Here is a 25,968-nt window from a genome sequence, read left to right on the forward strand (position 1 = left end):
GAGTCCCCGCATGACCCACTTCATCAACCTGACCCTCAACGGGCTGGCTTCCGGGGCGGCCTACGCGGCGCTGGCGCTGTCCCTGGTGATCATCTACCAGGCCACCCGCCTGGTGAACTTCGCCCAGCCCGCGCTCGCCCTGGTCGCGGTCTACACGGCCTACACCGTCACCCAGCTCACCGGTTCGTACTGGCTCGGCTTCGCCGCCGCGCTCACCGCGGGTCTGGCCGCGGGCGCGCTGGTCGAGCGGTTCGTCATCCGGCCCATCGCCCGCGTCTCCCAGCTCAACGCCATCATCGTCACCCTCGGCCTCCTCCTGGTCGTCCAGGGGCTGGTCGGAATGGTCTGGGGCAACGAGCAGCACGGGTTCGGCTACGCGTTCAGCTACGTGGGCCGCTTCTCGCCCGCCAACGTGTTCGCCCTGGTGTCGGTCGGGGCCGTCGCGCTGCTGCTGTTCGCCCTGTACCGGTTCACCCCGCTGGGCCTGCGCATGCGCGCCGCCGCCTTCCACCCCGAGGCCGCCCGGCTCAGCGGCGTGCGGGTGGGCCTGATGCTCACCGCGGGGTGGGCGATCGCCTCCTTCATCGGCGCCCTGGCGGGCATGCTCGCCGGACCGCCGTTCATCTCCCCGAACGTGTTCGACGTCGTGTTCGTCTACGGCATCACCGCCGCCGTCATCGGCGGCCTGGACAACCCGTTCGGCGCCGTCCTCGGGGGGATGCTCATCGGCCTCGGGATGTCCTACGTGTCCGGCTACGCCGGGCCCGAACTGGCCACCCTCGCCGCCCTCGTCATCGTCGTCGCGGTGCTGAGCGTTCGCCCCGACGGCATCCTGTCCCGCCCGGCCGCGCGAAAGGTGTAGCGATGCCCTCACCCACCCGGCAGCGCGCGCAGCGCGCCACCGCCCCCCACCCCCCGAACCCGTCCGCCGCCGCTTCCTCCGGCGGCAGGTGGCGCGCCCTGCCCGCGCCGCTGCGCCACCTGCTCCTGGCAGCCCTCGGCCTCGCCGCCGTCACCGTGCTGCTGCTTACCACCGGAGACCTCACCGCGCTGCGCGTGGCCGCCGTCGGCTACACCATCCTGGCCGTCGCCGGGCTGCAACTGCTCGTCGGCGGCAGCGGCCAGGTCTCCCTAGGCCACGGCGCGTTCATGATGATCGGCGCCTACACGATGGCGATGCTGGTCCTGTACCAGCCGATGCTCCCCCTGGCGGCGAACCTGCTGCTCATCGCGGGGGTCTCCGCCGTCGCAGGGGTCGCGGTCGGCGCCGCCACGGCACGCCTGCACGGCCCCTACCTGGCGGGGGCCACCCTCATCCTCGCCGTCGGCCTGCCCGGGCTGACCCACCGCTACCACGAGGTCCTCGGCGGCAGCAACGGCCTCAACATCCGCACGGCGGGCGCGCCGCCACTCCTCCAGGGCCTGGTCACGGACAGCGAGTGGAAGGCCCTGGTCGTGTGGACCACCGTGGCGCTCGGCCTGGCCGTGCTGGCCACCGTCTCCACCGGCCGCCTGGGCCGCCGCATGCGCGCCATCCGCGACGACGAGACCGCGGCCGCCATGGCCGGGATCCCGGTCGGCACGACGAAGGTGGTCGCGTTCGTCATCGCCTCGGCGGCGGGCGGCCTCGCGGGCGGCCTCCAGGCCTACGTGCTCGGCACCGCGACCCCCAGCACCTTCACCCTCGCGCTGTCGCTGACCCTGCTCGCGGCCCTCGTCCTGGGCGGCATCGGCAGCCTGTGGGGCGCGCTGTGGGCCGCGGTCGCCGTCGTCTACCTGGAGGTCTGGGTCTCCGACCTGGCCGGAACCCTGGGCCTGAGCCGCGACGCGGAGAACAACCTCCCGATCGTGTTCTTCGGCGTGGTCCTCATCCTCGTCCTGCGCTTCTGGCCCCTGGGAATCCACGGCGCGCTCCAGCGCCTGACCACACGCCTCGGACCCGCCGGGTCCGGACCCCGCTAGCCGGTGCCGGGGCGCCCGCCCGCCCGGCACCGCTCCACCCCCCGCCCCCCGCCCCCCGAGAAGGAGTCTCAATGAAGTTGTCAAACCGCAGCGGAACCCGTGCCGCCCTGGCGGCCTCCCTGGCCCTGACGATGCTGGCGACGGCCTGCACCGGCGCCGGTGAGGTCACCGAGGGCTCCGAGGTCGACCTGAACGTCTCACCCGGCGTCACCGACGACGCCGTCGTCATCGGTTCCCACCAGCCCCTGACCGGACCCGCGGCCCCCGGCTACCTCGCGATCTCCCAGGGCGCCCGCGCCGTGTTCGAGTACGTCAACGCCCAGGGCGGTGTGAACGGCCGCGAGATCGACTACCGGGTCGAGGACGACGCCTACGACCCCGCGCAGACGATCGACGTGACCCGGCAGCTGGTCATCGAGGACGAGATCTTCGCGATGGTGGGCGGCCTGGGCACACCCACGCACAGCAGCGTCCTCGACTACCTCAACGAGGAGGGCGTGCCCGACGTCTTCCCGGCCTCGGGCGCACTGGCGTGGAACAACCCCGACGAGCACCCGCTGACCTACGGCTGGCAGACCGACTACACCAAGGAGGCGAAGGTCCAGGGCGAGTACATCGCGGCGAACTTCCCCGACCAGAGCGTCGGCTACCTGTTCCAGAACGACGACGTCGGCGAGGACTCCCAGTCCGGGCTCGACCAGTACCTCGGCGACGAGGTCGTGGCGCGGGAGCACTACGAGTCCGAGGTGCCCGACCTCGGCGCCCAGGTCGCCGAACTGGAGCGGACCGGGGCCGAGGTGGTCGTGTGCTCCTGCATCCCGGCGTTCGTCGCGCTCGGCATGCTGGAGGCGGCCAGCATCGGCTACGAGCCCCAGTGGATGGTCTCCAGCATCGGCGGCGACACCGCCACCCTCCAGGGGCTGCTGGCGGAGTTCACGCAGGACACCGACGCCGAGGGCGTGCCCGCCGACGAGTTCCTCGACGGCATGCTCATCACGAGCTACATGCCGCGCGTGGAGGACGAGGACGACGAGTGGGCCCAGTTCTTCATCGACGTGTACGAGGAGTACGGAGAGGGCGGCGCGATCACCAACACGCACGTCTTCGGCATGACCCAGGCCGTCATGTTCGCCCAGGTGCTCAGGTCGGCGGGGGAGGACCTCACCCGCCAGTCGCTCGTCGACGCCCTGGAGTCGCAGGAGTGGCAGGGTCCCAGCTCCGTCCCCTTCACCTCCGGCGACGGTGACCACGGCGGCCACCAGGGCGTCTACGTCGTCCGTTACGAGTCGGGCGGCAGCATCGAGATGATCCAGGAGACGCGTGTGACCGACCGCGAGGGCGGCCCCATCGAGGAGACCGACTTCACGGCTCTCAGCCCGGACGAGCTGGCCTTCCACGACTGAGCCCGGACGGGCTCGGATGGTTTCGGAGAGCGGTGGTCTCCGTAGGGCTGCGTTTTCCACAGGTGGCAATTGGGGCTGGTCGTGGGTGGTGCGGTGATGGTTTCCTGGAAATAGGGGGGATCCCACCCACGCATGTTTCGGCATGCCCTCAAGCACCCAGCGCTCAATAATGATAATGAATTGAGGGGTAGGGAGGGGCCGCCCACAGGGCCCCTCTCCTACGCCATTCCTGGCGGGGGTTTCCGGCGGCAGCGAAAGCGCGCCAGCTGCCGCGAAAGGGCACGGACGGCGGGGAACGGCCGGGGCCGGGTGGGGGGTGTGGGTGGCCGACGAAAAGCGGCACCAAAGGCAGGAGCGACCACCGGAGGGCGACCAACGCCCAGGAGTAGGGGTGGTCGGGCTTCGCTGCGTCGGCACCAACGGCAAGCGGACCCTCCGGCCTCGGGCAACGATCCCGGCACCTGCGGCCGGGGCGGGCGACGGCAACACCAATGCCAGCCGCCATTCTAAGTGCCCATTTTCGGGCGCCTTTCGGTTCGCCTGAAATGTGGTCTGTCAATCGAGAGCAGCCCCGGGAAAGAAACGCGTCGAATTCGACGTTGTGAACAGTGGAGGAAAGGGCGGGTGCTGGCCTATAATAAGAAGTATGGAGATGATGATCGCAGCGCCCGAGGCGGCTCCCGGGGGATATTCCCCGGCCGTGGCCGCGCTGGCCGGTGCGCGCGAGATCATCGACCGGGCGTTGAACGCTGAAGTCCCGCCCGGGGCGGACGAGGCGGCCGCTGAGGAGATCGCGGCGCTGTGGGCCCAACTGGACCAGATCCGGTACCAGGCTCTGGCGCGGATGGCGCGTTTGTACGCGCGTGGTGCGGTGGCCCGCTACAGCGGCTACTCCACGTTGGACAAGTGGCTGGTGCACCACGCCGCGCTGCCCACCGCCCAGGCCAAGGATTTGGCGCGTTTGGCCCAGCACGTGCACGAGGAGACGCTGCCCGCCACGGTGGAAGCGGTGGAGAAGGGCCGGGTGGTGTTGGGTGAGGCGGTGGTGATCGCCAAGGCCACCGACAAAGCCGTCCAGACCCGTGACGAGGACCATTTCCCCGACCAGGCGCAGTACCGGCAGGGGTTCGAAGCGGCGCTGGTGGCCGCGAAGGCGGAGCGGCCCGCGTTGTCGGTCAACCAACTCCAGTCGGTGGCCCGCCAGGTCGCCTACCGTTTGGACCCCCACCGTTTGGACCGCGACCACGAAGCTGCTCATGCCGCACGCGGCCTGACGGTCCATGACACGTTCCAGGGCAGCTACCAACTCCAGGCCTGGGGCGGATCCGGGGATGCGTTGGTCGTGCGCGCGGCCATCGACACCTTCGACGCTGCGGTCTCGTACGAGGACACGCGCAGTCGTTCGCAGCGTGAGCACGACGCGCTCATCGCGGCGCTGCGTTTTGCCACCACCCACACCGGATGCGGCAACACTCCCGCCCCGCTGGCGCAGATCCGCATCGTCGTGCCCGTACAGACCTACCTGGACACTGAGGGTCAGGAAGTTCCGGCGCTGGACGAGCACGGCCGAGTCATCCCCGTCGGGCTGGTGCACGAGTTGGCCGCCGACTCCGAGGTGGTGCGGATGCTCACCGCCCCACCTACCGGCCAGGTGCTGGACGTGGGGCCCGGTCGACGCCTGGCCTCAGCCCGGCAACGGGCGGCAGCCTTCCACGGGCACACCACCTGCGCCCACCCGCAAGGGTGTGAGGTGCCGGTGGCGTTGTGCCAGGCCGACCACGTGCGGTCGTTCTCCCGGGGAGGGCGCACGGTGGTGGCGAACCTGCAACCGTTGTGCGGGCCGCACAACCGGGCCAAGTACCAACGCGAACTACGCACACACCAGCAGAGGAAACGGCACCATCCGCCCGACAGGATTCCGGTTCCCCCACGCCGGGAATGACCCCCGGGTCGTGCCGGTCCCCGGCATGTCCGTGTCCGGCACGCCCGCGCCCGAAAGGCGGCCCGGGCCCCGCGCCCACCGTTGCCGCTGCCAGCGTCGCCCGCCCCCGCCCCGCCCCAGGGGCCGGTAGTGCTGCCCGAGGCCCGCCAGCCCCGCCGCCTTCGCTGCCACCGCAGCAGAGGCCGACCATCTCCCAACCCCGGGCGTTGAACGCGAACCGCACCACTTCGCGGCGGCAGGCGCCGCTGCCTCGTCCACCATCAACGGGCGGGGCGTTGGACGGCGCCCCCAGACGGTAACCCCGTCCCTGTTCGTCGGTGAGGACGACCTCCTCTGCCCGGACACACGGGGCGGCGGCCCGGGAGAGCGTCCACCGAGCCGCCGCCGTGTCGCGGTTCCGGACGACGCGGGACCGGAGCAGCCCCGCGTCGCCGATGCGGGATCAGGTGATGTGCGGGCAGGAGTCCCGGTAGTCCGAGAAGTCGGAGAAGAACCCGGTGTCGGGGGGCGGGCACAGGAACTGCTCGTAGCGCTCGTCCTCGTCGACGAAGCGCTTGAGCCAGGAGATGCTGTACCTGGCGATGATCGTGTTGGAGAGGTTGGGCGCGAAGTGGCTCGCTCCCTCCAGTTCCAGGTAGGCGCGCTCCAGGTCGCCGTCCAGGCTCTCGTAGAACGGGATGGAGTGCAGGTTCACCGACGCGATGCTGTCGTTCTCCGCGCCGATGATCATCGTGGGCACCTCGACGTCGTCCCAGCTCTTCTGGAGGTGCCAGGGGGTCAGCGGGATCGCCGCGCGCAGCTCCGGCCGGCTCTCGGCGGCCGCGAGCGTGCCGCCGCCGCCCATCGAGTGGCCCATCACCGCCAGGCGATCACCGTCCACCTGGTCGGACACGTCGCTGTCGTCGACCAGGTAGTCCAGGGCTGCCTCGATCTGGCGTCCCCGGCTGTCGGGCTGGTCGTAGCGGGTGTTGGTGTCGATCGTGAACACCACGAAGCCCTGCGAGGCGATCCGGTGGCCCATCCACGCCATCGAGGACTGGCTGGCCGTGTAGCCGGGCGCGACGACGACGCCGCCGAACGTTCCCTCGCTGGTGTCGGTGGGGTAGTAGATCGTGCCGCCGCCGAACCCGCTCACCAGCGAGGACACGTTGTCCTCGTCGGTGTCGAAGTAGCCCTCCTCGGCGGTGACGCTGGACTCGGTCGGTGCGGGGCCGCGCTCGTAGGGGTTGGCGGCCTGGGCCGGGGCCACGACGACGCCGGTCAGTCCGGCGGTGAGCGCCAGGGTCATACCCGCGCGGGCGGCGAACCGGACCACCCGGGAGCGGGGGCCGCTGCGTGCGCCGTCGGTCTCTTCGGGGGAAAGGGGGTATGTTCGCACGGTTTTTCCTTTTCTCGTACAGCGGGAATCCGCGCACCTCGCGGTGTTCGCGGACCAAGGGTCTCCCGTGGGGGGAAGCCGACATTACCGAACGGTAGTGATAGGGGGTCAACGTACGGTGATCGGCGGTGGCCGCCCCGCCTCTCGGTGGCGGGAGGACGGGGCCGGGTGACCGGCTCCCTTCGGCCGTGGGTTCACTATGGTGTCGTTTCGGTAAACGTGCATCCGTTGAATCACCAGTAGTGACAGAGCCCAGCTCACAGGGGATGAGGGGGCGTGCGCTCACCCAGTGACCCGGGTGCGCTCGTGGTGCTCCCGTGGCACCGGCGTTCTGGGCATCGACGTCCCGAGGCCCCGCCGCGCCGGTGGGCCGCGGTGTTTCGGCGGTCCCTCCCAGGGCAGGCGAACCGTGTAGGCGCACGACGAGGGAGTGAGGACCATGCCCGGTGCAAGCGAACTTCCGTCGACCCTCCAGCGGTCTCCGAAGAAGGCCCAGCGCACCTGGATCAAGGCGCACGACTCCGCTGTGGAGGAGTACGGGGAGGGCGAGCGCGCACACCGCGTCGCCTTCGCGGCGGTCAAGCACGAGTTCGAGAAACAGGGCGACCGCTGGGTGCCCAAGCAGCGCTCGGGCCCCTCGGACGAGCAGGCGTCCAACCCCAAGGCCGCGCGCGGCCGTGGCGGGGACAAGAAGACCGCCGGGGGAGTGGACGCCAACGCCAGCAAGGAGCACCTCTACGAGCAGGCGAAGAAGCTCGGTGTCCAGGGGCGCTCGAACATGAACAAGGACCAGCTGGTCGAGGCGCTGCGCAAGGAGAACGACCGTCGCACCGCCAAGGCCCGCTCCTGACACCACCCCGGCAGGACGGGCCGTCGGCCCACCCCGGACAGCCCCTCCCGGACTCCGTCCGGGAGGGGCTTCTTCCTGCGCCGGGGAGGCGCACGCCGTGAGGGGGCGCGCGTGGAGGGGCCGGGAACCCGCGGCCCGCCCCCTCCTCCCCGGCTCAGCTCGCCTGGATCTCTCCGCCGGTCGGGGCCAGCGTCTCGCCGGTGTAGTACGACGACAGCCGTCCGCTGGCGAAGAAGACGTAGGAGGGCGCGATCTCGTCCGGCTCCGCGGCCCGGCCCATGGGCGACTGCTGGCCGAAGCCCTCCGCGCCCTTCTCCCCGAGCGTGGAGGGGATGAGCGGCGTCCACACCGGTCCGGGAGCCACGCAGTTGACCCGGATGCCACGGCCCATGAGCGTCTGCGCGAGCGAGTGCGACAGGTTCATCACCGCGGCCTTGCTGGACGCGTAGTCGATCAGCGACTTGTTGCCGCGCAGGCCGTTGATGGACCCCGTGATGATGATCGAACCGCCCTCGGGGATGTGCTTCAGCGCCTCGCGGACGGTCCAGAACACCCCCATCACGTTGACGTCGAACGTACGGCGCAGCTGCTCGGTGCTCAGGTCGGTGAAGTCGTCCACCGGCGCCTGGGTCGCGGCGTGCTCGACGAGGATGTCGATCCCGCCCAGCTCCTCCACCGCGCGGTTCACCAGGTGGGTGCAGAAGGACTCGTCGGCCAGGTCGCCGCGTACGCCCACCGCCTTGCGCCCCTGCTCCTGGACCAGCCCCACCGTGTGCTGGGCGTCGGCGTCCTCGCTGAGGTAGCCGAAGACGACGTCCGCCCCCTCCTTGGCGAAGGCCACGGCGACGGCGCGGCCGATCCCGGAGTCGGCCCCGGTGATCAGTGCGCGCTTCCCCTTCAGCAGGCCGCGGCCCTCGTAGTCGCGCATCTCGTCCCTGGGCTGCGGATCCATCGGCTCGGTCCGGCCGGGGTAGGGCTGGCCCTGCGCCGGAGGCGAAGTCTCTGACATGGTCGTCTCCCCCTGTCGTCTCGGTTCCGCGGGCCCGGCCCGGAACCGGTCCGGGGCGTCCCGCGCTGTGCGCCCGGGCGAGCCCGGGCGGTCTTGCCGCGTGCCCGCCCCTACCCCGTTCGCCCCCGCCGACTCGGGCCCGGCGCGGGTCGTCCCGGCCCGGACGGCGCCGCGGTGAACGTCGCTCCAAAAGGCGGTCAACGACGTTTGCCCCGAACGGGCGTCGGTCAGGTGGAGCCGGAGGGAGACCTCGGCACGTGGTACCCGCAGATCGACGGAGGCCTGCTGTGAGCACTGAAGGACGTGGGGGAAGCGACGGGCGCGACGGCAAGGACCGCCAGCTCGACGCGGTCAGGACCGACTCCGAGCAGTCCCTGACCACCGAGACCGGTGTCCGGGTGGGCGACACCGACAACTCGCTCCGGGCCGGAGCGCGCGGCCCGACGCTGCTGGAGGACTTCCACGCCCGGGAGAAGATCACCCACTTCGACCACGAGCGCATCCCCGAACGGGTGGTGCACGCGCGCGGCGCGGGCGCCTACGGCCACTTCCGCCCCTACGAGGGGTTCTCCGAGCTGACGGCGGCCCACTTCCTGAGCGGCCCCGACGTCACCACGCCGGTCTTCGTCCGCTTCTCCACGGTCGCCGGGTCGCGCGGATCCGCCGACACGGTGCGCGACGTGCGCGGGTTCGCGGTGAAGTTCTACACCGAGGAGGGCAACTACGACCTCGTCGGCAACAACATGCCGGTCTTCTTCATCCAGGACGGCATCAAGTTCCCCGACTTCGTCCACGCGGTCAAGCCCGAGCCCCACAACGAGATCCCCCAGGCGCAGTCCGCGCACGACACCCTCTGGGACTTCGTGGGCCTGCAGCCCGAGACCACGCACATGATGATGTGGCTGATGTCGGACCGGGCGATTCCGCGCAGCTACCGGACGATGCAGGGCTTCGGCGTCCACACCTTCCGGTTCGTCAGCGCCGAGGGCCGGGGCACCTTCGTCAAGTTCCACTGGCGGCCCCTGCTCGGCACGCACTCGCTGGTCTGGGACGAGGCGCAGCGCGTCCAGGGCAAGGACCCCGACTTCAACCGGCGCGACCTGTGGGAGGCCATCGAGCGCGGCCAGTACCCCGAGTGGGAGCTGGGCGTGCAGCTGGTGTCGGAGGAGGACGAGCACGCCTTCGACTTCGACCTGTTGGACGCCACCAAGATCATCCCCGAGGAGCAGGTTCCGGTCCGCCCGATCGGAAAGCTGACCCTGAACCGGAACCCGGACAACTTCTTCGCGGAGACGGAGCAGGTGGCCTTCCACACCGCCAACGTGGTCCCCGGCATCGACTTCACCAACGACCCGCTGCTCCAGGCCCGCAACTTCTCCTACCTGGACACGCAGCTGCTGCGCCTGGGCGGCTCCAACTTCCAGCAGATCCCGGTCAACCGCCCGGTTGCCCCGGTGAGCAACAACCAGCGGGACGGCTTCGCCCAGCACCGGGTGCACAGGGGCGGGACCTCCTACTACCCCAACAGCCTGGGCGGGGGCTGCCCGGCCCTGGCGCACGGGGAGGGCGTCTACCGCCACTACACAGAGAAGGTCGAGGGCGACAAGATCCGGGTCCGCAGCGAGAGCTTCGCCGACCACTACTCGCAGGCCACGCTCTTCTACAACAGCCTCGCCGAGTGGGAGCGCGATCACCTGGTGGAGGCCTTCCGCTTCGAGCTGGGCAAGTGCGAGGAGCTGGAGGTGCGCCAGCGGGTCGTGACCAACCTCAACCACGTGGACCACCGACTGTCAGTCCAGGTCGCGGAGGGGATCGGCGTCGAGCCGCCGGAGAGGGAGGCCACGCCCAACCACGGCCGCTCCTCGCCCGCCCTGAGCCAGCTCAACACCGCGTTCGGCTCCGTGGTCGGCCGCAAGGTGGCCGTCCTGGTCGCGGACGGGGTGGACGAGGCCGCCGTCGACGCGTTCCGCGAACCCCTGATCGGGGCGGGGGCCGTGGTCGAACTCCTCGCGGCGGCCGACGGCTCGGTCCGGACCTCGCGTGGCGGTGTCGTCACCGTCGACCGGGCCTACTCGACCGTCTCCTCGGTGCTCTACGACGCGGTCGTGGTGACCGGCGGCCCCGACGCCGCCCGGACTCTGGCGGGCGACGGGCTCGCGCGGCACTTCGTGCTGGAGGCGTACAAGCACCACAAGCCGGTGGCCGCGGTCGGCGCGGGGACGGAGCTGCTCGCCCCGCCGCTGCCGGACGAGCTGGCCGGGCCGGTGGACGCCCTGCGGGTGGAGCTGGGCGTGGTCGCCGCGCCGGACGCGGGGGAGGCCGGTGTCGCCGAGTTCACGAGGCTGCTGGGCGAGCACCGGTTCTGGGACCGGCCGACGGCGTCCGTGCCCGCCTGACAGGGCCTGCCTGACGGGGAACGGCCGGGGCGTCGGGTACGGGACGCCGGGCACGGAGTGAAGGCGTAACGAGGGGAGAGAAGACGCGATGAAGGTGGGCTACAAGCTCTTCGCCGAGGGTTTCGGGCCCCGCGAGATCGTGGAGCAGGCGGTCCGCGCCGAACAGGCCGGGTTCGACTTCGTGGAGATCAGCGACCACTTCCACCCGTGGCTGTACAGCCACGGCCACTCCGGGTTCGTGTGGTCGATGCTCGCCGCCATCGCCGAACGCACCGACAGCGTCGAGCTGGCCACCGGGGTCACCTGCCCGATCCTGCGGGTGCACCCGGCGATCGTCGCCCAGGCGGCGGCCACCACGGCCATCCTGTCCGAGGGGCGGTTCACGCTCGGTCTGGGGGCGGGGGAGCGCCTCAACGAGCACGTGGTGGGCCAGGGGTGGCCCAACGCCACCAGGCGCCACGAGATGCTGCGCGAGGCGATCCAGATCATCCGCCTGCTGTGGTCGGGCGGCTACCACTCCTACGACGGCAGGTACCTGACCCTGGAGGACGCCCGGGTCTTCGACCTGCCCGAGGAGGCGCCCCCGATCGTCGTGGCCGCGGGCGGCGAGCAGGCCGCCCTGCTGGCCGCCGAGGCGGGTGACGGCCTGTTCTGCACCGAGCCGAGCAAGGAGCTCAACCGGGCCTACGAGGACAACGGCGGCTCCGGCCCCCGCTACGCCGAGGTACCGCTGGCGTGGGCGGGCAACGAGGGCGACGCCCTGGAGTCGGCGCGCGAGCTGTTCCGCTTCGCGCTCACCGGTTGGAAGGTGCAGGCCGAGCTGCCCAACCCGGTGAACTTCGAGGCGGCCACCGCCCTGATCGACAGGGACGCGATGCGCGACGTCTTCGCCTACGGGCCGGACCCGGACCGGCACCTGGAGGTGGTGCGGGAGTTCGCCTCCGCCGGGTTCGACCACCTGTGCCTGATCAACGCCGGACCCGATCCGGAGGGGTTCTTCGGCTTCTTCGAGCGGGAGCTGGCCGGGCCGATCCGGGCGATGGGCGCCGGTTAGCGCGGGACCGCGAAGGCGCGCGGGGCCCGCCCCCGGCGTCGCCCGTGCCTGCCGCGCCGGGCGCGGGGCCCACGCCCCGCGCCCGCACCACCGACACTAGGAGTCGACGCCGCCGCGTCAGGGTCAACTCCGCCCGCGCCACCAGGCGAGCAGACGGCTGAGGAGGTCGTCCTCGTAGCCCTCGTCGTCGTGGTCCCGGCCCCCTGGCCGCGCCCCGGACTCCGCCTGCCCGTCCCCTCCGGAGCCGCCCCTTCCGGCGCCCTCCCGGGGGCCGAGGGCGACGGGTTCGCCCGGGGTGAAGGCCACCGGGAGTTCGCGCAGCCCCCGCAGGAACGGCGACGGAGTCCAGCGCAGGTCCTCGGGCTCCACGGCGAGCCGGAGCCCGCCCAGGCGCTCCTGGAGCGTGGTGACCGCGATCGTGGCGGTCAGCCGGGCCAGCTCGCGGGCCGGACAGGCGTGCGGCCCGGCGCCGAACATCAGGTGGGCCCGGCTGCCCCCCGCCTGTTCGCAGCGGACGGTCGGATCGCGGTGGGCGGCGTCGAAGCCGATCAGCAGGGCGTCGCCCGCACGGATGTCGACTCCGCCGATGCGCATGTCCTGGAGGGCGATGCGGGCGGGCAGGATCTGGAAGGGCGTGTCGGTCCACATCACGTGGTCGAGCAGTTCGTGCACGGTCATCTGCGCGTCCGTGTAGGCGGTGCGGACCGCCTCGTCGGTGAACAGGGTGCGCATCGTGTTGCCGATGAGGTGTGTGGTGGTCTGGTGACTCGAATTGTTGATGAGCGCGGCCTGGTGCGCGACTTCGTGGTCGCTCAGCCCCGCCGGGTGCTCCAGCATCCACGACACCAGGTCCTGGCCGGGGATCCTGCGCTTGCGGGCCACCAGTTCGGAGAAGTACTGGTGGATGCGGCCGACGGCGTCCTCGGCGCGTTCGGCGTTCTCGCTGAAGACGATGGACGTGAGGTCGCCCAGCATGTACCCGTAGCTGTCGGAGAGCCCGTACAGGCTGTTGACCACGAGCACGGGCAGGGGGTTGGCGTACTCGGAGATGAGGTCGGCCCTGCCGTCGGCGACGAAGGAGTCGACGAGTTCGTCGGCGATCCTCCGGATGGTGCGGGCGGTGGCGTTCAGGTCCACCCTGGCCAGGCTGTCCGCGATGGCCGAGCGCAGCCGGGTGTGCTCGGCCCCGTCGGCGTACAGGGCGTTGGGGCGCCAGGACAGCGCGGGCCGGGCGCAGGAGAGGTCGACGCGCCCCTCGGCCACCTCGCGCCAGCGGCGGGTGTCGCGTGAGAAGAGGTGCTGGTTCTGTAACACCGCCAGGTTCTCGTGGTAGCCCAGCAGAAGCCAGGCCCGTACGCCGGTCTCCAGTTCGACCGGGGCCACGGGTCCGTGGCGTTCGCGCAGCGCGGCCCAGAGGCCGTCGCGTCCGGTGGCGGGTGTGGTGCCGTACAGCCGTGTGTTCGTCAACGAACCGATTCCCTCTCTTCGGGGAGATGGTGTGCCGGTGCGGTGACGGAGGGGAGAAGCGGGATCGCTCATTGTAGAAGGGGCGGAGTTCTTTTTTCAACACGGCAGAGAAAGGGTGCATGCGTATTAGTGACAAATAGTATTAAGGTGCTCTTTTTCTGGGGCTCCCTCGCGCCGGAACCCGGGGTCGCGCGCCGGATGGAGCCGCTCCGCGGCCGAAGTCTGCCATGGGGATGCGACAGTTCCACGAGCGTTCGCAAGGAGGTTCGAAAAGGGCGCTTTTTGTCATAGGGAGTCCGTAGTGTTCTCTGTGTGAGCGATCGATGGAGTACCGACGACGTATGGGCTCTGGCTCCGGACGCCTCCTCCCGCAAGGCCGCCCTGAAGGTGGCCAAGGAGTCGTCCTGGCCCGAGCGCGGAGCGGTCGCCGCCCCCTCCGGCGGCACCTCCGCCGTCTGGGGCGAGTGCAAGGGCAGCGGTTCCAAGCCCTACCTGGCCGCCGTCCACCTGGACGGCGCGGGCGGGACCGCCTACAAGTGCAGCTGCCCCAGCCGCAAGATTCCGTGCAAGCACGTCCTGGGCCTGCTGGCCCTGTGGACCCAGGACAGCGTGGCCGACCGGGAGGAGCGGCCCGAGTGGGTGGCCAAGTGGCTCTCCGGAAGGGCCGCGCGCCAGGAGAGGGCCAACGGCCCGGCGGCCCCCGCCGACCCCGAACGGGCGGCCGCGACCCTGCGCAAGAGGGAGGAGGCGGTCCGGGCCGGGGTCGACGAACTCGGCCTCTGGCTGCGCGACCAGGTCGACACCGGGCTGGCCGAGGTGCCCAAGCACGGCTACGACCACTGGGACCGCATGGCCAAGCGCCTCGTGGACGCCAAGGCGGGCGGCGCGGCCTCCCTCGTCTCCCGGCTGCCCTCCGCGGCGCGCGGGGACGGCTGGCCCGAGAGGATGCTCGAACGGCTCGGCCTCCTCCACCTGCTGGTCAACGGCTACCGCGCGGGCGACGCCCTCGACGAGCGCGTTCGCGGCGCCGTCCGCTCCCGGGTGGGCATCACCGTCAAGGCCGAGGAGGTCCTCGCCACCGGTGAGCGCGTCCGCGACACCTGGCGGGTCCTGGGCTGGCACGACGCCTCCACCCTTGAAGCCGACATGCGCGTGCGCCGCCTGTGGCTGCGCGGCGCCGCGACCGGGCGCGTGGCCCTGTACCTGGCCTTCGCCCGACCCGGCCAGGCGCCCACCACCCCCTTCCGGGCCGGCACCGACGTGGAGGCGGAGTTCGCCTTCTACCCCGACGGCCACCGGTTCGCCCCCGTCGGCGACGGCGTCACGACCGAGGCGGCCCCGCCCGTGGGCGGCACGGTCGTGCAGGCCCTCGACGACTTCGCCGCCTCCCTCGCGGAGGACCCCTGGCGCGACACCTGGCCGGTCGTGCTCGACCGCGCCGCCCCCGCCCGCGACGGCCGGTGGTACCTCACCGACACCGAGGGCGACGCCCTGCCCCTGGCCTCCCCCGAGCCCTGGCGCCTCCTCGCGGTCACCGGCGGCCACCCCTCCACCGTCGCCGCCGAGTGGTCGCCCGCTACGGGACTCACCCCCATCACCGTGTGGGACCGGAACGGAAAGGCGGTCTCCCTGTGACCCCCGACCCCCTGGCCGCCGTGGACTCCTGGGACCGCCTGGTCTCCACTGCCCTGGTCGGCACCTCCAAGCGCCCCGTCCCCGACACCCCCGACCTGCCCCCCACCCCCGAGGACGAGGACTCCGTCGCCCTCCTGGACCGGGCGGCCCTGATCGCCGTCCGCCGCGCCGCCGGGTACGTCCCCGCCACCGGCGTCGAACCCGTCGAGCCCGGCGCCGAGGACGAGCGCCCCGAGCCCGGACAGGCCGCGACCACCCGACTGGAGGACATCCTCACGGGACGGACCGAACTCCTCCCGGAGTGGCTCGGGCTGGTGGCCGCCTCGGGACGGCGCGTCGCGCACTCCAGCGTTCCCGCCCTCCTCGACCAGGGAGCCCGCGACAGCGAGCTGCGCCCCGCGCTCGCGGCCGCGGTCGGCACACGCGGCCACTGGCTGGCAGGGCTCAACCCCGCCTGGTCCTACATGCTGGCCGAGTCGGTCCACGCGGACCGGTTCAGCGAGCGCGACTGGGGCCGCGGCGCCCCGGGCGAGCGCCGCCGCGCGCTCGCCGCGCTGCGCGCCACCGACCCCGACCGCGCCCGCGAACTGCTGGCCGCCGTCTGGACCGGCCTGGCCAAGGCCGACCTGCGCCGCCGCCTGCTGGAGACCTTCGCCACCGGGCTCGGCCCGGCGGACGCGGACTTCCTCGACCGGGCGCTGGACGACCGCAGCGCCAACGTGCGCGGGACCGCGCTGTCCCTGCTCTCCCGGCTGCCCGGCAGCGCGCACGCCGAGCGGCTGCGCGGCCACGTCCGCGCGCACGCCTCGCTCAGGGAGGACGGCGCCCTGTGGGTGGACCCCGTCCGCACCCGCGACGCCGCCGTCCACCGCGACCTGGCGCTGGCCGCGCCCTCCAAGGGCGACGAGAACGTCCACGAGCGGGCCGAGCGGCTGTGGGCGCTGCTCACCCACGCGCCGCTGGACGTCTGGCCCGGGCTGCTGGGCGCCGAACCCGCCGGGATCCTCGAGGCGGCGAACCGGGAGGCCGTGCAGAGCGCCCGCCTGGTGGGCGCCCTCGTCAACGCCGTCGTCGTCCAGCGGAACGTCGAGTGGGCCAGGGCCGTCCTGGAGTTCCTCGGTTCGCGTGGCACGGGGCCGGGGTTCCAGACGGGCAGGCTGCTGGGACTGCTGCCGGTCGAGGAGCGCTGCGCGTACGCCGACGGCGTCCTGACCGACAAGTCCTCCCTCAGCCGCTGGGGCGACCAGCTCAGCGACACGCCCGGCCCCTGGACCCCCGGGCTGAGCGCGCGGGTCATCGCGCGCCTGCACGCCAAGGACCGCAAGAAGGACTACCACGGCTACCGGCTGCTCTGCGAGGCGGCGGCCGTGCACATGCCCCCCGGTCACCTCACCGACCTCCACCAGACCCCTCCGTACAACGACGCCTCCGGCGACGCCTACCTCCGGCTCCGGGACACCCTCCGGTTCCGACTCGACATGCACAGGGAGCTCAGTTGACCACCTCCACCCCCTCCATCCGCACCGACGCCGCCCAGGCCCTGCGCCCGCACGCGGAGCAGACCTACTCCGCGGAGCTGGAGGCGCTGGCCAAGGCCGACGACCGGCAGCGGCCCCCGGGCTGGAAGCTCTCCCCGTGGGCGGTCACCCAGTACCTGCTGGGCACGACCCTGTCCGACGGCACCGAGATCAGCGCCAAGTACATCGGCGCCCGACGCGTCGTCGAGGTCGCCGTGGCCACCCTGGCCACCGACCGCGCCCTGCTGCTCATCGGCGTTCCCGGCACCGCCAAGACCTGGCTGTCCGAACACCTGGCCGCAGCGGTCTCCGGCGACTCCACCCTGCTCGTCCAGGGCACCGCCGGAACCTCCGAGGAGGCCGTCCGCTACGGCTGGAACTACGCCCGGCTCCTCGCCGAGGGCCCCTCCGAGGCGGCCCTCGTGCCCAGCCCGGTGATGACCGCCATGTCGCGCGGCTCCATCGGCCGCATCGAGGAGCTCACCCGCATGCCCTCCGACGTGCAGGACGGCCTCATCACCGTGCTGTCGGAGAAGGCCCTGCCGGTGGCCGAGCTGGGTGTCGAGGTGCAGGCCCAGCGCGGCTTCAACATCATCGCCACCGCCAACGACCGCGACCGCGGCGTCAACGACCTGTCCAGCGCGCTGCGCCGCCGGTTCAACACCGTGGTGCTGCCCGTCCCCGACAGCGCCGAGGACGAGGTCCGCATCGTCACCCAGCGGGTGGAGCAGCTCGGCCGAGCCCTGGACCTGCCCGAGGTGCCCACCAGCCTCACCGAGATCCGGCGGGTGGTCACCGTCTTCCGCGAGCTGCGCTCGGGGGTGACCGAGGACAACGGCACCAAGGTCAAGTCGCCCAGCGGCACGCTGAGCACCGCCGAGGCGATCTCGGTGATCACCAACGGCATCGCGCTGGCCGCGCACTTCGGCGACGGGCAGCTGCGCCCGGCCGACGTGGCCGCGGGCATCCAGGGCGCCGTCGTCCAGGACCGGGTGTCCGACGGCGTGGTGTGGCGCGAGTACCTGGAGACCGTCGCGCGCGGGCGCGACGGCTGGGGCGAGTTCTACCGCGCCTGCCGTGAGGTGGGCGCCTGATGGGTCGGCCCCGACTGGACACGAGCGGGCTGCACGTCCTGGGCGTGCGGCACCACGGCCCGGGGTCGGCCCGGGCCGTCCGGGCGGCGCTGGAGGAGATCGAACCCGACGCCGTGCTGATCGAGGGACCGCCGGAGGCGGACGCCCTCACCTCGCTGGTGGGCGAACTGGAGCCGCCGGTGGCGCTGCTGGCCTACCTCGCCGACACCCCCAAGGGGGACGAGCCGAGGGCCGGCGAGGGCTGGGCGTTCTGGCCCTTCGCCAGCTTCTCCCCGGAGTGGGAGGCGCTGCGCTACGCGGTGGAGAACGGCGTGCGGGTGCGCTTTTGCGACCTGCCCGCCGCCAACACCCTGGCCGAGCGCGTCGCCGGGGCCGAGGAGCGGCGCCGGGCCGCGGAGGAGAGCGCCCGCGCCGAGGCGGATTCCGGGGAACCGGAGTCCGACGGGGTTCCCGGGAGCACCGAGGCGCTTGAAGCCGGTGGGAGCACCGGGACAGGAGGCGGCGACGAGGACCCCGGGGCCGCCGACGGTACGGACGGCGGTGAGGTCGGCGAGCCGGAGCGGATCCGGCTGGACCCCCTGGGGGTGCTCGCCGAGGCCGCGGGCTACGACGACGCCGAGCGCTGGTGGGACGACGTCATCGAGCAGCGCCGGGACGGGGAGCCCTCCCCGTTCCCGGCGATCGCCGACGCCATGGCCGCCGTCCGCGCGGAGTCCGGCCCCGAGACGGAGCGCGACGCGCGCCGGGAGGCGTACATGCGCCAGACCCTGCGCGCCACCCTCAAGGAGGGCCACGAGCGGATCGCCGTGGTCTGCGGCGCCTGGCACGCCCCCGCCCTGCGCGACCTGGCCGACTACCCGGTCAAGGAGGACACCGCCCTGCTCAAGGGCCTGCCCAAGGCCAAGGTCACCGCCACCTGGGTGCCCTGGACCCACGGGCGCCTGGCCGCCTCCAGCGGTTACGGCGCTGGGGTCGCCGCCCCCGGCTGGTACCACCACCTGTTCACCGCGCCCGACCTCCCGGTGCACCGGTGGCTGACCGACGCCGCCCGGATGCTCCGCGAGGAGGGGCTGGCGGTGTCCTCGTCCCACGTCATCGAGGGCGTGCGGCTGGCCGAGAGCCTCGCCGTGCTGCGCGGGCGTCCGCTCGCCGGTCTCGACGAGGTGGCCGAGGCGCTCACGGCCGTCCTGTGCGAGGGCGAGCCCACCCGGGCCGCCCTCGTCCACCGCCGGATGTCCGTCGGCGAACGGATGGGTTCGGTGCCCCCGTCCACGCCCATGGTCCCGCTCCAGCGCGACCTCATCGCGATCCGCAGGCGCCTGCGGCTCAAGGCCGAGCCCTTCGACAGCGACCTCGACCTGGACCTGCGCAAGGACAGCCAGCGCGAACGCAGCGTGCTGCTGCACCGGCTGCGGCTGCTCGGTGTCGAGTGGGGTGTTCCGCGCACCCCCGACGGCGGGCAGAAGGGCACCTTCCGGGAGTCGTGGCGGCTGCGCTGGGACCCGGACATGGACGTGGCGCTGATCGAGGCCAGCCGGTGGGGCACCACCGTCGCCTCGGCGGCCGCGGCCCGGGTGGCCGACCTCGCCGAGGACGCCGCCCTGCCCGCGCTGACCTCGCTCACCGAGCAGTGCCTGTTCGCGGACCTGGGCGGGGCCCTGCCCCGCGTGCTGTCCCTGCTCACCGACCGCGCGGCCACCGACAGCGACGTCACCCACCTGATGGAGGCGCTGCCGCCGCTGGCCCGCTCCGCCCGCTACGGGGACGTGCGCGGCACCGACAGCGCCTACTTGAGCACGGTCGCCGAGCAGATCCTGCGGCGCGTGTGCGTCGGGCTGGCACCGGCCGTGCACGGCCTGGACGACGACGCGGCGGAGCGGTTCGTCCGGCACATCGACGCCACGCAGGGCGCCGCCACCCTCCTGGGCGGGGAGGGCGCCCAGGCCTGGACGGCCGCCCTGGTCGCCCTGGCCGTGCGCGACACCCTGCCCGGCCGCATCGCCGGTCGGGTCAACCGGATCCTGTCCGACTCCGGGCTCGTGGACGCCGACGAGCTGCGCCGCCGCCTCGGCCTGGCGATGTCCCCGGGCACCGAGCCGGCCTCGGCCGCCGCCTGGCTGGAGGGGTTCCTCCAGGGCAGCGGGCTGATCCTGGTGCACGACGACCGGCTGCTCGGGCTGATCGACACCTGGCTGCTCTCCCTGCCCGAGGAGCGCTTCACCGCGGTGCTGCCGCTGCTGCGGCGCACCTTCGGGGCCTTCAACGGCCCCGAGCGCCAGGAGATCGGCTCGGCCGCCCTACGGCTCGGGACGGCGCCCGCCGCCGACCGGTCCGCTTGACCCGCGTGGACGTGGACGCCCGGCGCGCGGCCCCGGCCCTGGCCACCGCGCTGGCCATCCTCACCGACGGAAAGGTGCGCACATGAACGCCGTGGACGAGCGGGAGCGCCGCTGGAGGCTCGTGCTGGGCCGGGAGGCGCAGTGCTCCGGCGGGGTCGGCGCCTCCGGCCTCAGCGCCGCCGACCAGGGGATGGACGCTGCGCTGGAAGCGCTGTACAACCAGAGCGGACGCGGTCGTGGCAGGGGGCTCGGGGCACTCACACCCGAGCGCTCCGCCGGGCTCGGCGGTTCGGCGCCCCGGGTGGCGCGCTGGCTGGGCGACATCCGCGAGTACTTCCCGTCCTCCGTGGTGCAGGTGATGCAGAAGGACGCCATGGACCGGCTGGGGCTGCACCAGCTCCTCCTGGAGCCGGAGATGATGGAGGCCGTCGAGCCGGACGTGCACCTGGTGGGGACCCTGCTGTCCCTCAACCGGGTGATGCCCGACCAGGCCCGCGAGTCCGCCCGCGCGGTGGTGCGCCGCGTGGTGGACGACCTGGAGCGGCGCGTGGCGCAGAAGACGCGGTCCCTGGTGCAGGGGGCGATCGACCGGTCGTCCCGCACCCACCGGCCGCGCCGGGTGGCCGACATCGACTGGAACGCCACCATCCGCCGCAACCTGGCCCACTACCTGCCCGAGCACAACACGATCGTGCCGCAGACCCTGGTGGGGTACGGCCGCCGCAGCCGTGGCGTGCAGAAGGACGTGGTGCTGGCGATCGACCAGAGCGGTTCGATGGCCTCCTCGGTGGTCTACGCGAGCGTTTTCGGCGCGGTGCTGGCCTCGATGAAGACCCTGCGCACGTCGCTGGTCGTGTTCGACACCGCGGTGGTGGACCTGACCGAGCAGCTGACCGACCCGGTCGAGGTGCTGTTCGGCACGCAGTTGGGCGGCGGCACGCACATCAACAAGGCCATCGCCTACTGCCAGGGGCTCATCACCAAGCCGAACGACTCGGTCTTCGTGCTGATCAGCGACCTGTACGAGGGCGGTGTCCGAGCGGAGATGCTGAGGAGGGTGGCCGCGATGCAGGCGGCCGGGGTCCAGGTGGTGGTGCTGCTGGCGCTGTCGGACGAGGGCGCGCCGTTCTACGATCGACAGAACGCGTCCGCGCTCGCCGAGATGGGGGTGCCCGCGTTCGCCTGCACCCCCGACGCGTTCCCCGAGCTGATGGCGGCGGCCATCCAGGGGCAGCCCCTCACGTCCTGGGTCGAGAAGTACCAGGACGCCTGATCCGGGCGGGCGGGGCCGTGGCGGTCCCCGCCCGCCCCCTGACCCCCCTCAGGAGAGCCGTTGAGCTACGACGTGGTGGCCCTGGTCGCCCACGAGCCCGACGAGAAGGCGGTCGTCCACGCCCTGGGAGGCGTGGACCCCGAGCTGCGGCTGCACTGGCACGGCGACACCCCTGTCATGCAGATCCGCGACGGGGACGCCCAACTGCTGGCCACCCTCGAACCCGGGCGGCCGGTGGAGCGTTCGGACGCGGTCGTGCGCCTGCTGGGGCCGGAGGTCGTGGCGGGGCTGCCGGAGACGTTCTGGTGGGTGGAGGCGCGCGCCCGTCCCGACGAACGGGGGCGGGAGGCGGCGCACCGGTTCGCCGACGGGCTCGCGCTGCGGCTCGGCGGGGCGGTGTGGACCTCGGGGTCGGCCGACTTCGGCCTGTGGGAGGAGCCGGAGCACCCGGCGGTCGAGCGCACCGCGACCAGGGCGCTCCTGGTCGCCCAGGACCGGGCGGTGGTGCCGTTCTCGTCCTGGCTCAGCGACGCGGTGGCCACGCACGGCGGGGAGAGGACGCTCCAGGTGCTCACCCCGCCCACCGCGCGCCTGACCTACGCGGTGCGCACCTTCGCGGCCGGGTCGCTGGGGCGCTGGGTGGTGCGGGGCTCCGACGGCGGCCACCACGACGGCATCACCGGCCTGCCCGTGCGCTGGGACGACGAGCAGGGGTTCCGCGCGGACAGGGAACCGGTCGGACTGGCGTGGGGGACTGGGAAGCCGGACGCCGAGCCGGTTCCGGGGTTCCTCGCGGACTTCGCCGAGAGCGCCGGAACACAGATCGTGGTGGACGTGTCCGTGCTCCACCGCGATCCGTTCACCCCGGACCTGGGCCGCGTGGCGGAGGTCGTCGCCGAGCACCTCGCCGGGACCGCGCCGTCGGCGTGGGGTCCGCACGAGCCCGCGCTTCTGGCGTGGGACCGCGAACGGGTGGCCGGTTTCGTGCGTGAGCGCGGGCCCAAGCCCTCGATCCTGTACCTGTCGGGTCCGCTGGGCGAGGGGCGCCCCTTCTCCGGACAGCTCCACCTGGCCCGGCGCGGGACCGGGGTCCTGGAGCGGGTGTCGGTGGTGGCCGGGTTCGAGGACGAGGGCGCCGTACCCTTCGACGCGTTTCCGGCCCTGGTGGAGGCGTTGGCGGCTGAAGGGCTGCTGGACGGGTTGCGCGTGCGCCGCGTCCCCGGGCGCGCCGATGTCACCTACGCGCCGGTGTGGGCGGGGCCCGTGGTCCCGGTCGGACTCGCGGTCGGGCCGGACCGGCTGCGCCGGATCGGGGCCGGCCGGGCCCAGGCGGGGCCGATCCCGGGCACGCTTCTCGGTGAGGGTGACGGCCAGGCGGTCTGGTACCCGGTGGTGGAGGACGCGGTGGCGCCCCTGCGCGCCCTGGACCTCATGCGGAGGCAGACGGAGTACCTGTCCAAGGCGTCCGCGACGAGGGGCTGAGCCTTTCCTGAGGGAGTCCCGTCGCCCTTTCCCGGAGCGGGAGTGACGCACGTCACCTTCATAGTGCTCAACTGCGTGTTCTCCTCGGCTCGTCCGGAAGACCCCGCGCCTGACCACCGCCGGGGCGGTTCCTCCGGAACCGGGACCGATCGTGGAACGTCACTCCATATGCGCATACTGCTATGGGAGTCTTGCGAAGCGGGCCACGGAATCCACGAGTGAGGGCAGGCATCGGATGAAGTTCGAACTGGTGGAGCCGCCGGACGAGTCGGAGGAGTCGGACGGGAACACCGCCGTCACCGAACCGCGAAACCCGGCGCCCGCCGACGGGATCGCGGTCCTCAAGGAAGCGGACGCGGCCTTTCCCGGGCCCGTGAGGGAACGCAGGGCCAGGGCGGTCGAGGGCGTGCGCGCCTCGCTGGAACTGCTGCGGGCCCACGTCGCCGAGCAGAGCACGGCCGGGGTCCGCGCCCACGCCGCCGATGTCCCGGGGGCCGAGGCCGGAGCCCTGTTCCACGCGCACCGGTTCGCGGCTTCCCCGGCGAGAGGAGAGGACCGATGAGCCAGTGGAACATCGACGTCTACGGGGTCTCGCTGGTCCTGGGCGACCTCAGCGGACAACTCGGCCTCGAAGGAGGCGGGTTCTCCGACACCGTCGACTCCACCGCCGACGGGATCGAGATGGCGCTGACCAACGCCAAGAGCCCGCCCGTGGAGGCCGCCCTGTCCGGGTTCTTCGAGCACTTCACCGGCCAGACCGACGCCATGTTCACCCGCACCCTGTCGTGCTTGCAGGGCGCCAACGACGCCACGCTGGCCTACAACCAAGGCCAAGAGGAGATGGCCGCCCAGGCCCAGAGCCAGGCGGGCACCGGCGAGAACCTCGACCTCTGACCCGACGCGCCCCCGCGCCCCCGCACCCCCGCCCCGCCCCCACGGAAGGCCCCCTGGTGAGTTTCGAGCCCACCGAGCCCCAGAACGGCGTGGACCCCAACCCGTTCACGCTCATCGTCCCCGACACCATCCCCTACCCCCTCACCGACGTCTGGTCCCTCAACTACGCGGCCCAGACCCTGCGCACCGGCGGGGAGGACCTCTTCGGCGGGGCCGAGGACATGTCCTCCACCTGGGGCGGGCTCCAAGCCCACTACAGCGCACCGGAGAGCGAGACGCTCTTCGCCGCGATGGACCCCGTCCTCACCCGGGGAGAGGGCATCCAGGGCGACCTGGCCACTGTCGCCGGTGCGTTGGAGGACCTGGCCGAGGCGGCCGCGACCGCGCGCCGCTCGCTCAACACCCTGCGCATCGACGCCCAGAGCCTGTGGAACGCCAACCACGACAAGAAGGTGTGGTGGCTGAACAAGGACGACGAGACCGACGAGTGGGCGCTGGGCGAGAACATCCGCATCAAGGACGCGGTCAACGCGGCCTGGTCGACGTTCAACGAGGCCGAGAACGCGTGCGCCAGTCGGATCTCGGCGACCTTCGGCGGCCCCGCCTACGTGTCCCCGGACCAGGCGGGCGGGGACGGAGCGCTGGTCTACGGGCTGCCCACCGACGCCGGTGAGCGCGACCTGTCCCTGGAACACCACCTGAGTTTCGAGGGCGTCAACAGCAACATCAACGACGTCACGGCATGGGCGGGGAGCGAGTTCCACCCCTCCCTCGCGGACTGGGGCAACCCCACCGGTCAGGCGGCCTGGGACACGGTGGTCACCGACGTGCTGTGGGGGTCGGCGGTGGGGCTGACGTCCAAGCTCGGTCTCTGGCACCCCGACAACGGGTGGCGGTTCGACCCGCGGGGGCGCTTGGAGAACTTCGGGGCGGCCTGGCGCGACGCGGGCATGGACGCGGCCGCGCTGGTCGGCATCCACGACGAGCACGGGTGGTTGTGGGAGCCGGGCGAGGGCGGCCGGGAGGGCTGGAGCGCCGGATGGGACCGGTGGACCGGCAACGCCCGGGACAGCCTCACCGAGGTCTGGGAGGGGCACACCGCCTGGTCCACACGCGATGACGGTGTCGCCTACTCCAACACCACTATGGCCGCCAACGCGGTGATGCTGACCGGCGGGCTGCCGCTCAAAGCTCTCAAGATCGTCGCCGGAGCGGGGGTGGTCAGCTCCATGGACGCCCCCGGGGGTTCGGGTGACGCGGAGTTCGACGGCTCCGGCTCGGGTTCCGGCGGGGGTTCGGACACGGGCTCGGACAACTTCACGTCGAGGGGCGGACCGGGAACGCGGGGCTGGCCCAGCAGCACGCTGCCGGGCGCCGGGGAGGGCCAGCGTCCCACGGGTGAGCGCTTCGAGAACCCGCTCACCATGCTGAACAACTCACTGCTGGACCCCGACCGGTACCGCCCGCCCGCCTCCACCCCGACCACCCCCGTGCCCGACGGCGGCGGGGACCGGCCCTCGCAGAGCCCGCCCGCGCCGCAGCCCCAGGACAGCGGCACACCGCAGAACCGACCGGGCGACGAAGACACTCCGCGTCCGGAGAGCGAGTCCCAGCGCGGCGACACTGACGCGCCTCGCCCTGAGGACGACCCCGAACACCGGCCCCCGCGCCGCGACGACGAGCGAGAGGGCACGGGCGGTCCGCGCGAGGAGCCGGAGGCCGAGCGCCCCGAGCCCGCTGCCGGAGGCGGTGGCGGGGGTGGCGACGAGCCTCCTCGGGACCGAACCGGCACCGGAGGCGAAGATGACGGGGGAGACGACCCCAACAACGGTCATGGTGATGGTCAGCAGGGAGAAAGAGGGGGCGATGGCACTAATGACTCCGAGTCAGTAGACCCACGCGAACCCAGTAGACCTGCCCCACCAGAAAGAGTCATTAATGACTTGAGAGGTTTTGATTCGATAAGAATGACATACGGAAATTCTAGCTTTGCACTCGATCGATCCGGGATGAAGCATATACTAGAGCGCCATCACCCCGATTATTGGAACGGGACAAAGAAAGAAGAGCAAAGCTACTTCGACAAGAAGATGAGCATCAACGATATTGCTGATGCGGCTGAAGAGGTAATGAACCAGAATAGGGGTGAACTAATCCGAAGGGGGTCGAGCGGGAGATACCAAATTTCTGGGGAGGTAAACGGGGAGATTTACCGCCTCGGTCTCAAAAATGGGCGAGTCGGTCAGTTCTATCCAGTATACTAGTGAAGTCGC

The 25,968-nt window shown here is 72.1% G+C and carries 18 protein-coding genes and 1 pseudogene; 16 read left to right on the forward strand and 3 right to left on the reverse strand.

Annotation, left to right across the window (positions count from 1 at the left end; translation table 11 throughout):
* Positions 1-10 precede the first annotated feature (10 nt).
* From KGD83_RS02165 to KGD83_RS02180, 4 genes are all read left to right on the forward strand, one after another.
* The gene (locus tag KGD83_RS02165; protein ID WP_017562488.1) at positions 11-862 is read left to right on the forward strand and encodes a branched-chain amino acid ABC transporter permease; all 852 of its coding nucleotides are present in this window, start codon (positions 11-13) and stop codon (positions 860-862) included.
* A gap of 2 nt (positions 863-864) precedes the next feature.
* On the forward strand, positions 865-1,962 hold the full coding sequence (locus tag KGD83_RS02170) for a branched-chain amino acid ABC transporter permease (protein ID WP_212642284.1): 1,098 nt from the start codon (positions 865-867) through the stop codon (positions 1,960-1,962).
* A gap of 77 nt (positions 1,963-2,039) precedes the next feature.
* Positions 2,040-3,365 carry an ABC transporter substrate-binding protein gene (locus KGD83_RS02175; RefSeq protein WP_212644234.1) on the forward strand — a complete coding sequence of 442 codons (1,326 nt, stop codon included), beginning with the start codon at positions 2,040-2,042 and terminating at the stop codon, positions 3,363-3,365.
* Positions 3,366-4,020: 655 nt separating this feature from the next.
* Complete coding sequence (locus tag KGD83_RS02180; RefSeq protein WP_212644235.1) at positions 4,021-5,307, forward strand: HNH endonuclease signature motif containing protein; 1,287 nt, start codon at positions 4,021-4,023, stop codon at positions 5,305-5,307.
* Positions 5,308-5,749: 442 nt separating this feature from the next.
* Here KGD83_RS02180 and KGD83_RS02185 read toward each other — a convergent pair whose 3' ends face one another.
* Positions 5,750-6,685, reverse strand: coding sequence for an alpha/beta hydrolase family protein (locus KGD83_RS02185; RefSeq protein ID WP_212642285.1), 936 nt, complete (start codon positions 6,683-6,685; stop codon positions 5,750-5,752).
* Between the two features lie 439 nt (positions 6,686-7,124).
* Here KGD83_RS02185 and KGD83_RS02190 point away from each other — a divergent pair, with 439 nt between their 5' ends.
* Entirely contained in the window at positions 7,125-7,535 is a 411-nt protein-coding gene (locus KGD83_RS02190) for a ChaB family protein (protein ID WP_212642286.1), read from the forward strand.
* A 154-nt stretch (positions 7,536-7,689) separates the two neighbouring features.
* Here KGD83_RS02190 and KGD83_RS02195 read toward each other — a convergent pair whose 3' ends face one another.
* The gene (locus tag KGD83_RS02195) at positions 7,690-8,544 is read right to left on the reverse strand and encodes an SDR family oxidoreductase (protein ID WP_212642287.1); all 855 of its coding nucleotides are present in this window, start codon (positions 8,542-8,544) and stop codon (positions 7,690-7,692) included.
* Positions 8,545-8,831: 287 nt separating this feature from the next.
* Here KGD83_RS02195 and KGD83_RS02200 point away from each other — a divergent pair, with 287 nt between their 5' ends.
* Positions 8,832-10,940, forward strand: coding sequence for a catalase (locus KGD83_RS02200; RefSeq protein WP_212642288.1), 2,109 nt, complete (start codon positions 8,832-8,834; stop codon positions 10,938-10,940).
* Between the two features lie 88 nt (positions 10,941-11,028).
* Complete coding sequence (locus KGD83_RS02205) at positions 11,029-11,994, forward strand: TIGR03557 family F420-dependent LLM class oxidoreductase (protein WP_212642289.1); 966 nt, start codon at positions 11,029-11,031, stop codon at positions 11,992-11,994.
* A gap of 123 nt (positions 11,995-12,117) precedes the next feature.
* Here KGD83_RS02205 and KGD83_RS02210 read toward each other — a convergent pair whose 3' ends face one another.
* Positions 12,118-13,461: a cytochrome P450 family protein gene (locus KGD83_RS02210; protein ID WP_212642290.1), complete on the reverse strand. Its 1,344-nt coding sequence runs from the start codon at positions 13,459-13,461 to the stop codon at positions 12,118-12,120.
* Positions 13,462-13,848: 387 nt separating this feature from the next.
* Here KGD83_RS02210 and KGD83_RS02215 point away from each other — a divergent pair, with 387 nt between their 5' ends.
* From KGD83_RS02215 to KGD83_RS02255, 9 genes and pseudogenes are all read left to right on the forward strand, one after another.
* Positions 13,849-15,096 (forward strand): SWIM zinc finger family protein, encoded by a 1,248-nt coding sequence (locus tag KGD83_RS02215; RefSeq protein WP_212644236.1) that lies wholly within the window; start codon positions 13,849-13,851, stop codon positions 15,094-15,096.
* Positions 15,093-16,595, forward strand: coding sequence for a DUF5691 domain-containing protein (locus tag KGD83_RS02220; RefSeq protein WP_212642291.1), 1,503 nt, complete (start codon positions 15,093-15,095; stop codon positions 16,593-16,595). Before KGD83_RS02215 ends, KGD83_RS02220 begins: the two co-directional genes overlap by 4 nt.
* The gene (locus tag KGD83_RS02225) at positions 16,592-17,707 is read left to right on the forward strand and encodes an ATP-binding protein (protein ID WP_212642292.1); all 1,116 of its coding nucleotides are present in this window, start codon (positions 16,592-16,594) and stop codon (positions 17,705-17,707) included. The genes KGD83_RS02220 and KGD83_RS02225 overlap by 4 nt, the downstream gene beginning before the upstream one ends.
* Positions 17,707-20,132: pseudogene (locus tag KGD83_RS02230) on the forward strand (DUF5682 family protein). Before KGD83_RS02225 ends, KGD83_RS02230 begins: the two are co-directional and overlap by 1 nt.
* Positions 20,129-21,319, forward strand: a complete 1,191-nt coding sequence (locus tag KGD83_RS02235; RefSeq protein ID WP_212642293.1) for a VWA domain-containing protein — start codon at positions 20,129-20,131, stop codon at positions 21,317-21,319. Before KGD83_RS02230 ends, KGD83_RS02235 begins: the two are co-directional and overlap by 4 nt.
* Before the next feature lie 60 nt (positions 21,320-21,379).
* Entirely contained in the window at positions 21,380-22,801 is a 1,422-nt protein-coding gene (locus KGD83_RS02240) for a DUF6177 family protein (protein WP_212642294.1), read from the forward strand.
* Between the two features lie 235 nt (positions 22,802-23,036).
* A complete protein-coding gene (locus KGD83_RS02245) occupies positions 23,037-23,363 on the forward strand; it encodes a cell envelope biogenesis protein TolA (RefSeq protein WP_249352085.1) in 327 nt (108 codons plus the stop codon).
* Complete coding sequence (locus KGD83_RS02250) at positions 23,360-23,695, forward strand: DUF6507 family protein (protein WP_212642295.1); 336 nt, start codon at positions 23,360-23,362, stop codon at positions 23,693-23,695. Before KGD83_RS02245 ends, KGD83_RS02250 begins: the two co-directional genes overlap by 4 nt.
* 56 nt (positions 23,696-23,751) lie before the next feature.
* Complete coding sequence (locus tag KGD83_RS02255) at positions 23,752-25,959, forward strand: EndoU domain-containing protein (RefSeq protein WP_249352086.1); 2,208 nt, start codon at positions 23,752-23,754, stop codon at positions 25,957-25,959.
* Positions 25,960-25,968: the final 9 nt, after the last annotated feature.

The organism is Nocardiopsis akebiae (genome assembly GCF_018316795.1).
Classification (GTDB): domain Bacteria; phylum Actinomycetota; class Actinomycetes; order Streptosporangiales; family Streptosporangiaceae; genus Nocardiopsis; species Nocardiopsis dassonvillei.

Coding starts and splice junctions, on each gene's coding strand:
- KGD83_RS02195 (WP_212642287.1), bottom strand. CDS start 8,544: ATGTCAGAGACTTCGCCTCCGGCGCAGGGCCAGCCCTACCCCGGCCGG.
- KGD83_RS02235 (WP_212642293.1), top strand. CDS start 20,129: ATGAACGCCGTGGACGAGCGGGAGCGCCGCTGGAGGCTCGTGCTGGGC.
- KGD83_RS02165 (WP_017562488.1), top strand. CDS start 11: ATGACCCACTTCATCAACCTGACCCTCAACGGGCTGGCTTCCGGGGCG.
- KGD83_RS02180 (WP_212644235.1), top strand. CDS start 4,021: ATGATCGCAGCGCCCGAGGCGGCTCCCGGGGGATATTCCCCGGCCGTG.
- KGD83_RS02250 (WP_212642295.1), top strand. CDS start 23,360: ATGAGCCAGTGGAACATCGACGTCTACGGGGTCTCGCTGGTCCTGGGC.
- KGD83_RS02170 (WP_212642284.1), top strand. CDS start 865: ATGCCCTCACCCACCCGGCAGCGCGCGCAGCGCGCCACCGCCCCCCAC.
- KGD83_RS02205 (WP_212642289.1), top strand. CDS start 11,029: ATGAAGGTGGGCTACAAGCTCTTCGCCGAGGGTTTCGGGCCCCGCGAG.
- KGD83_RS02245 (WP_249352085.1), top strand. CDS start 23,037: ATGAAGTTCGAACTGGTGGAGCCGCCGGACGAGTCGGAGGAGTCGGAC.
- KGD83_RS02190 (WP_212642286.1), top strand. CDS start 7,125: ATGCCCGGTGCAAGCGAACTTCCGTCGACCCTCCAGCGGTCTCCGAAG.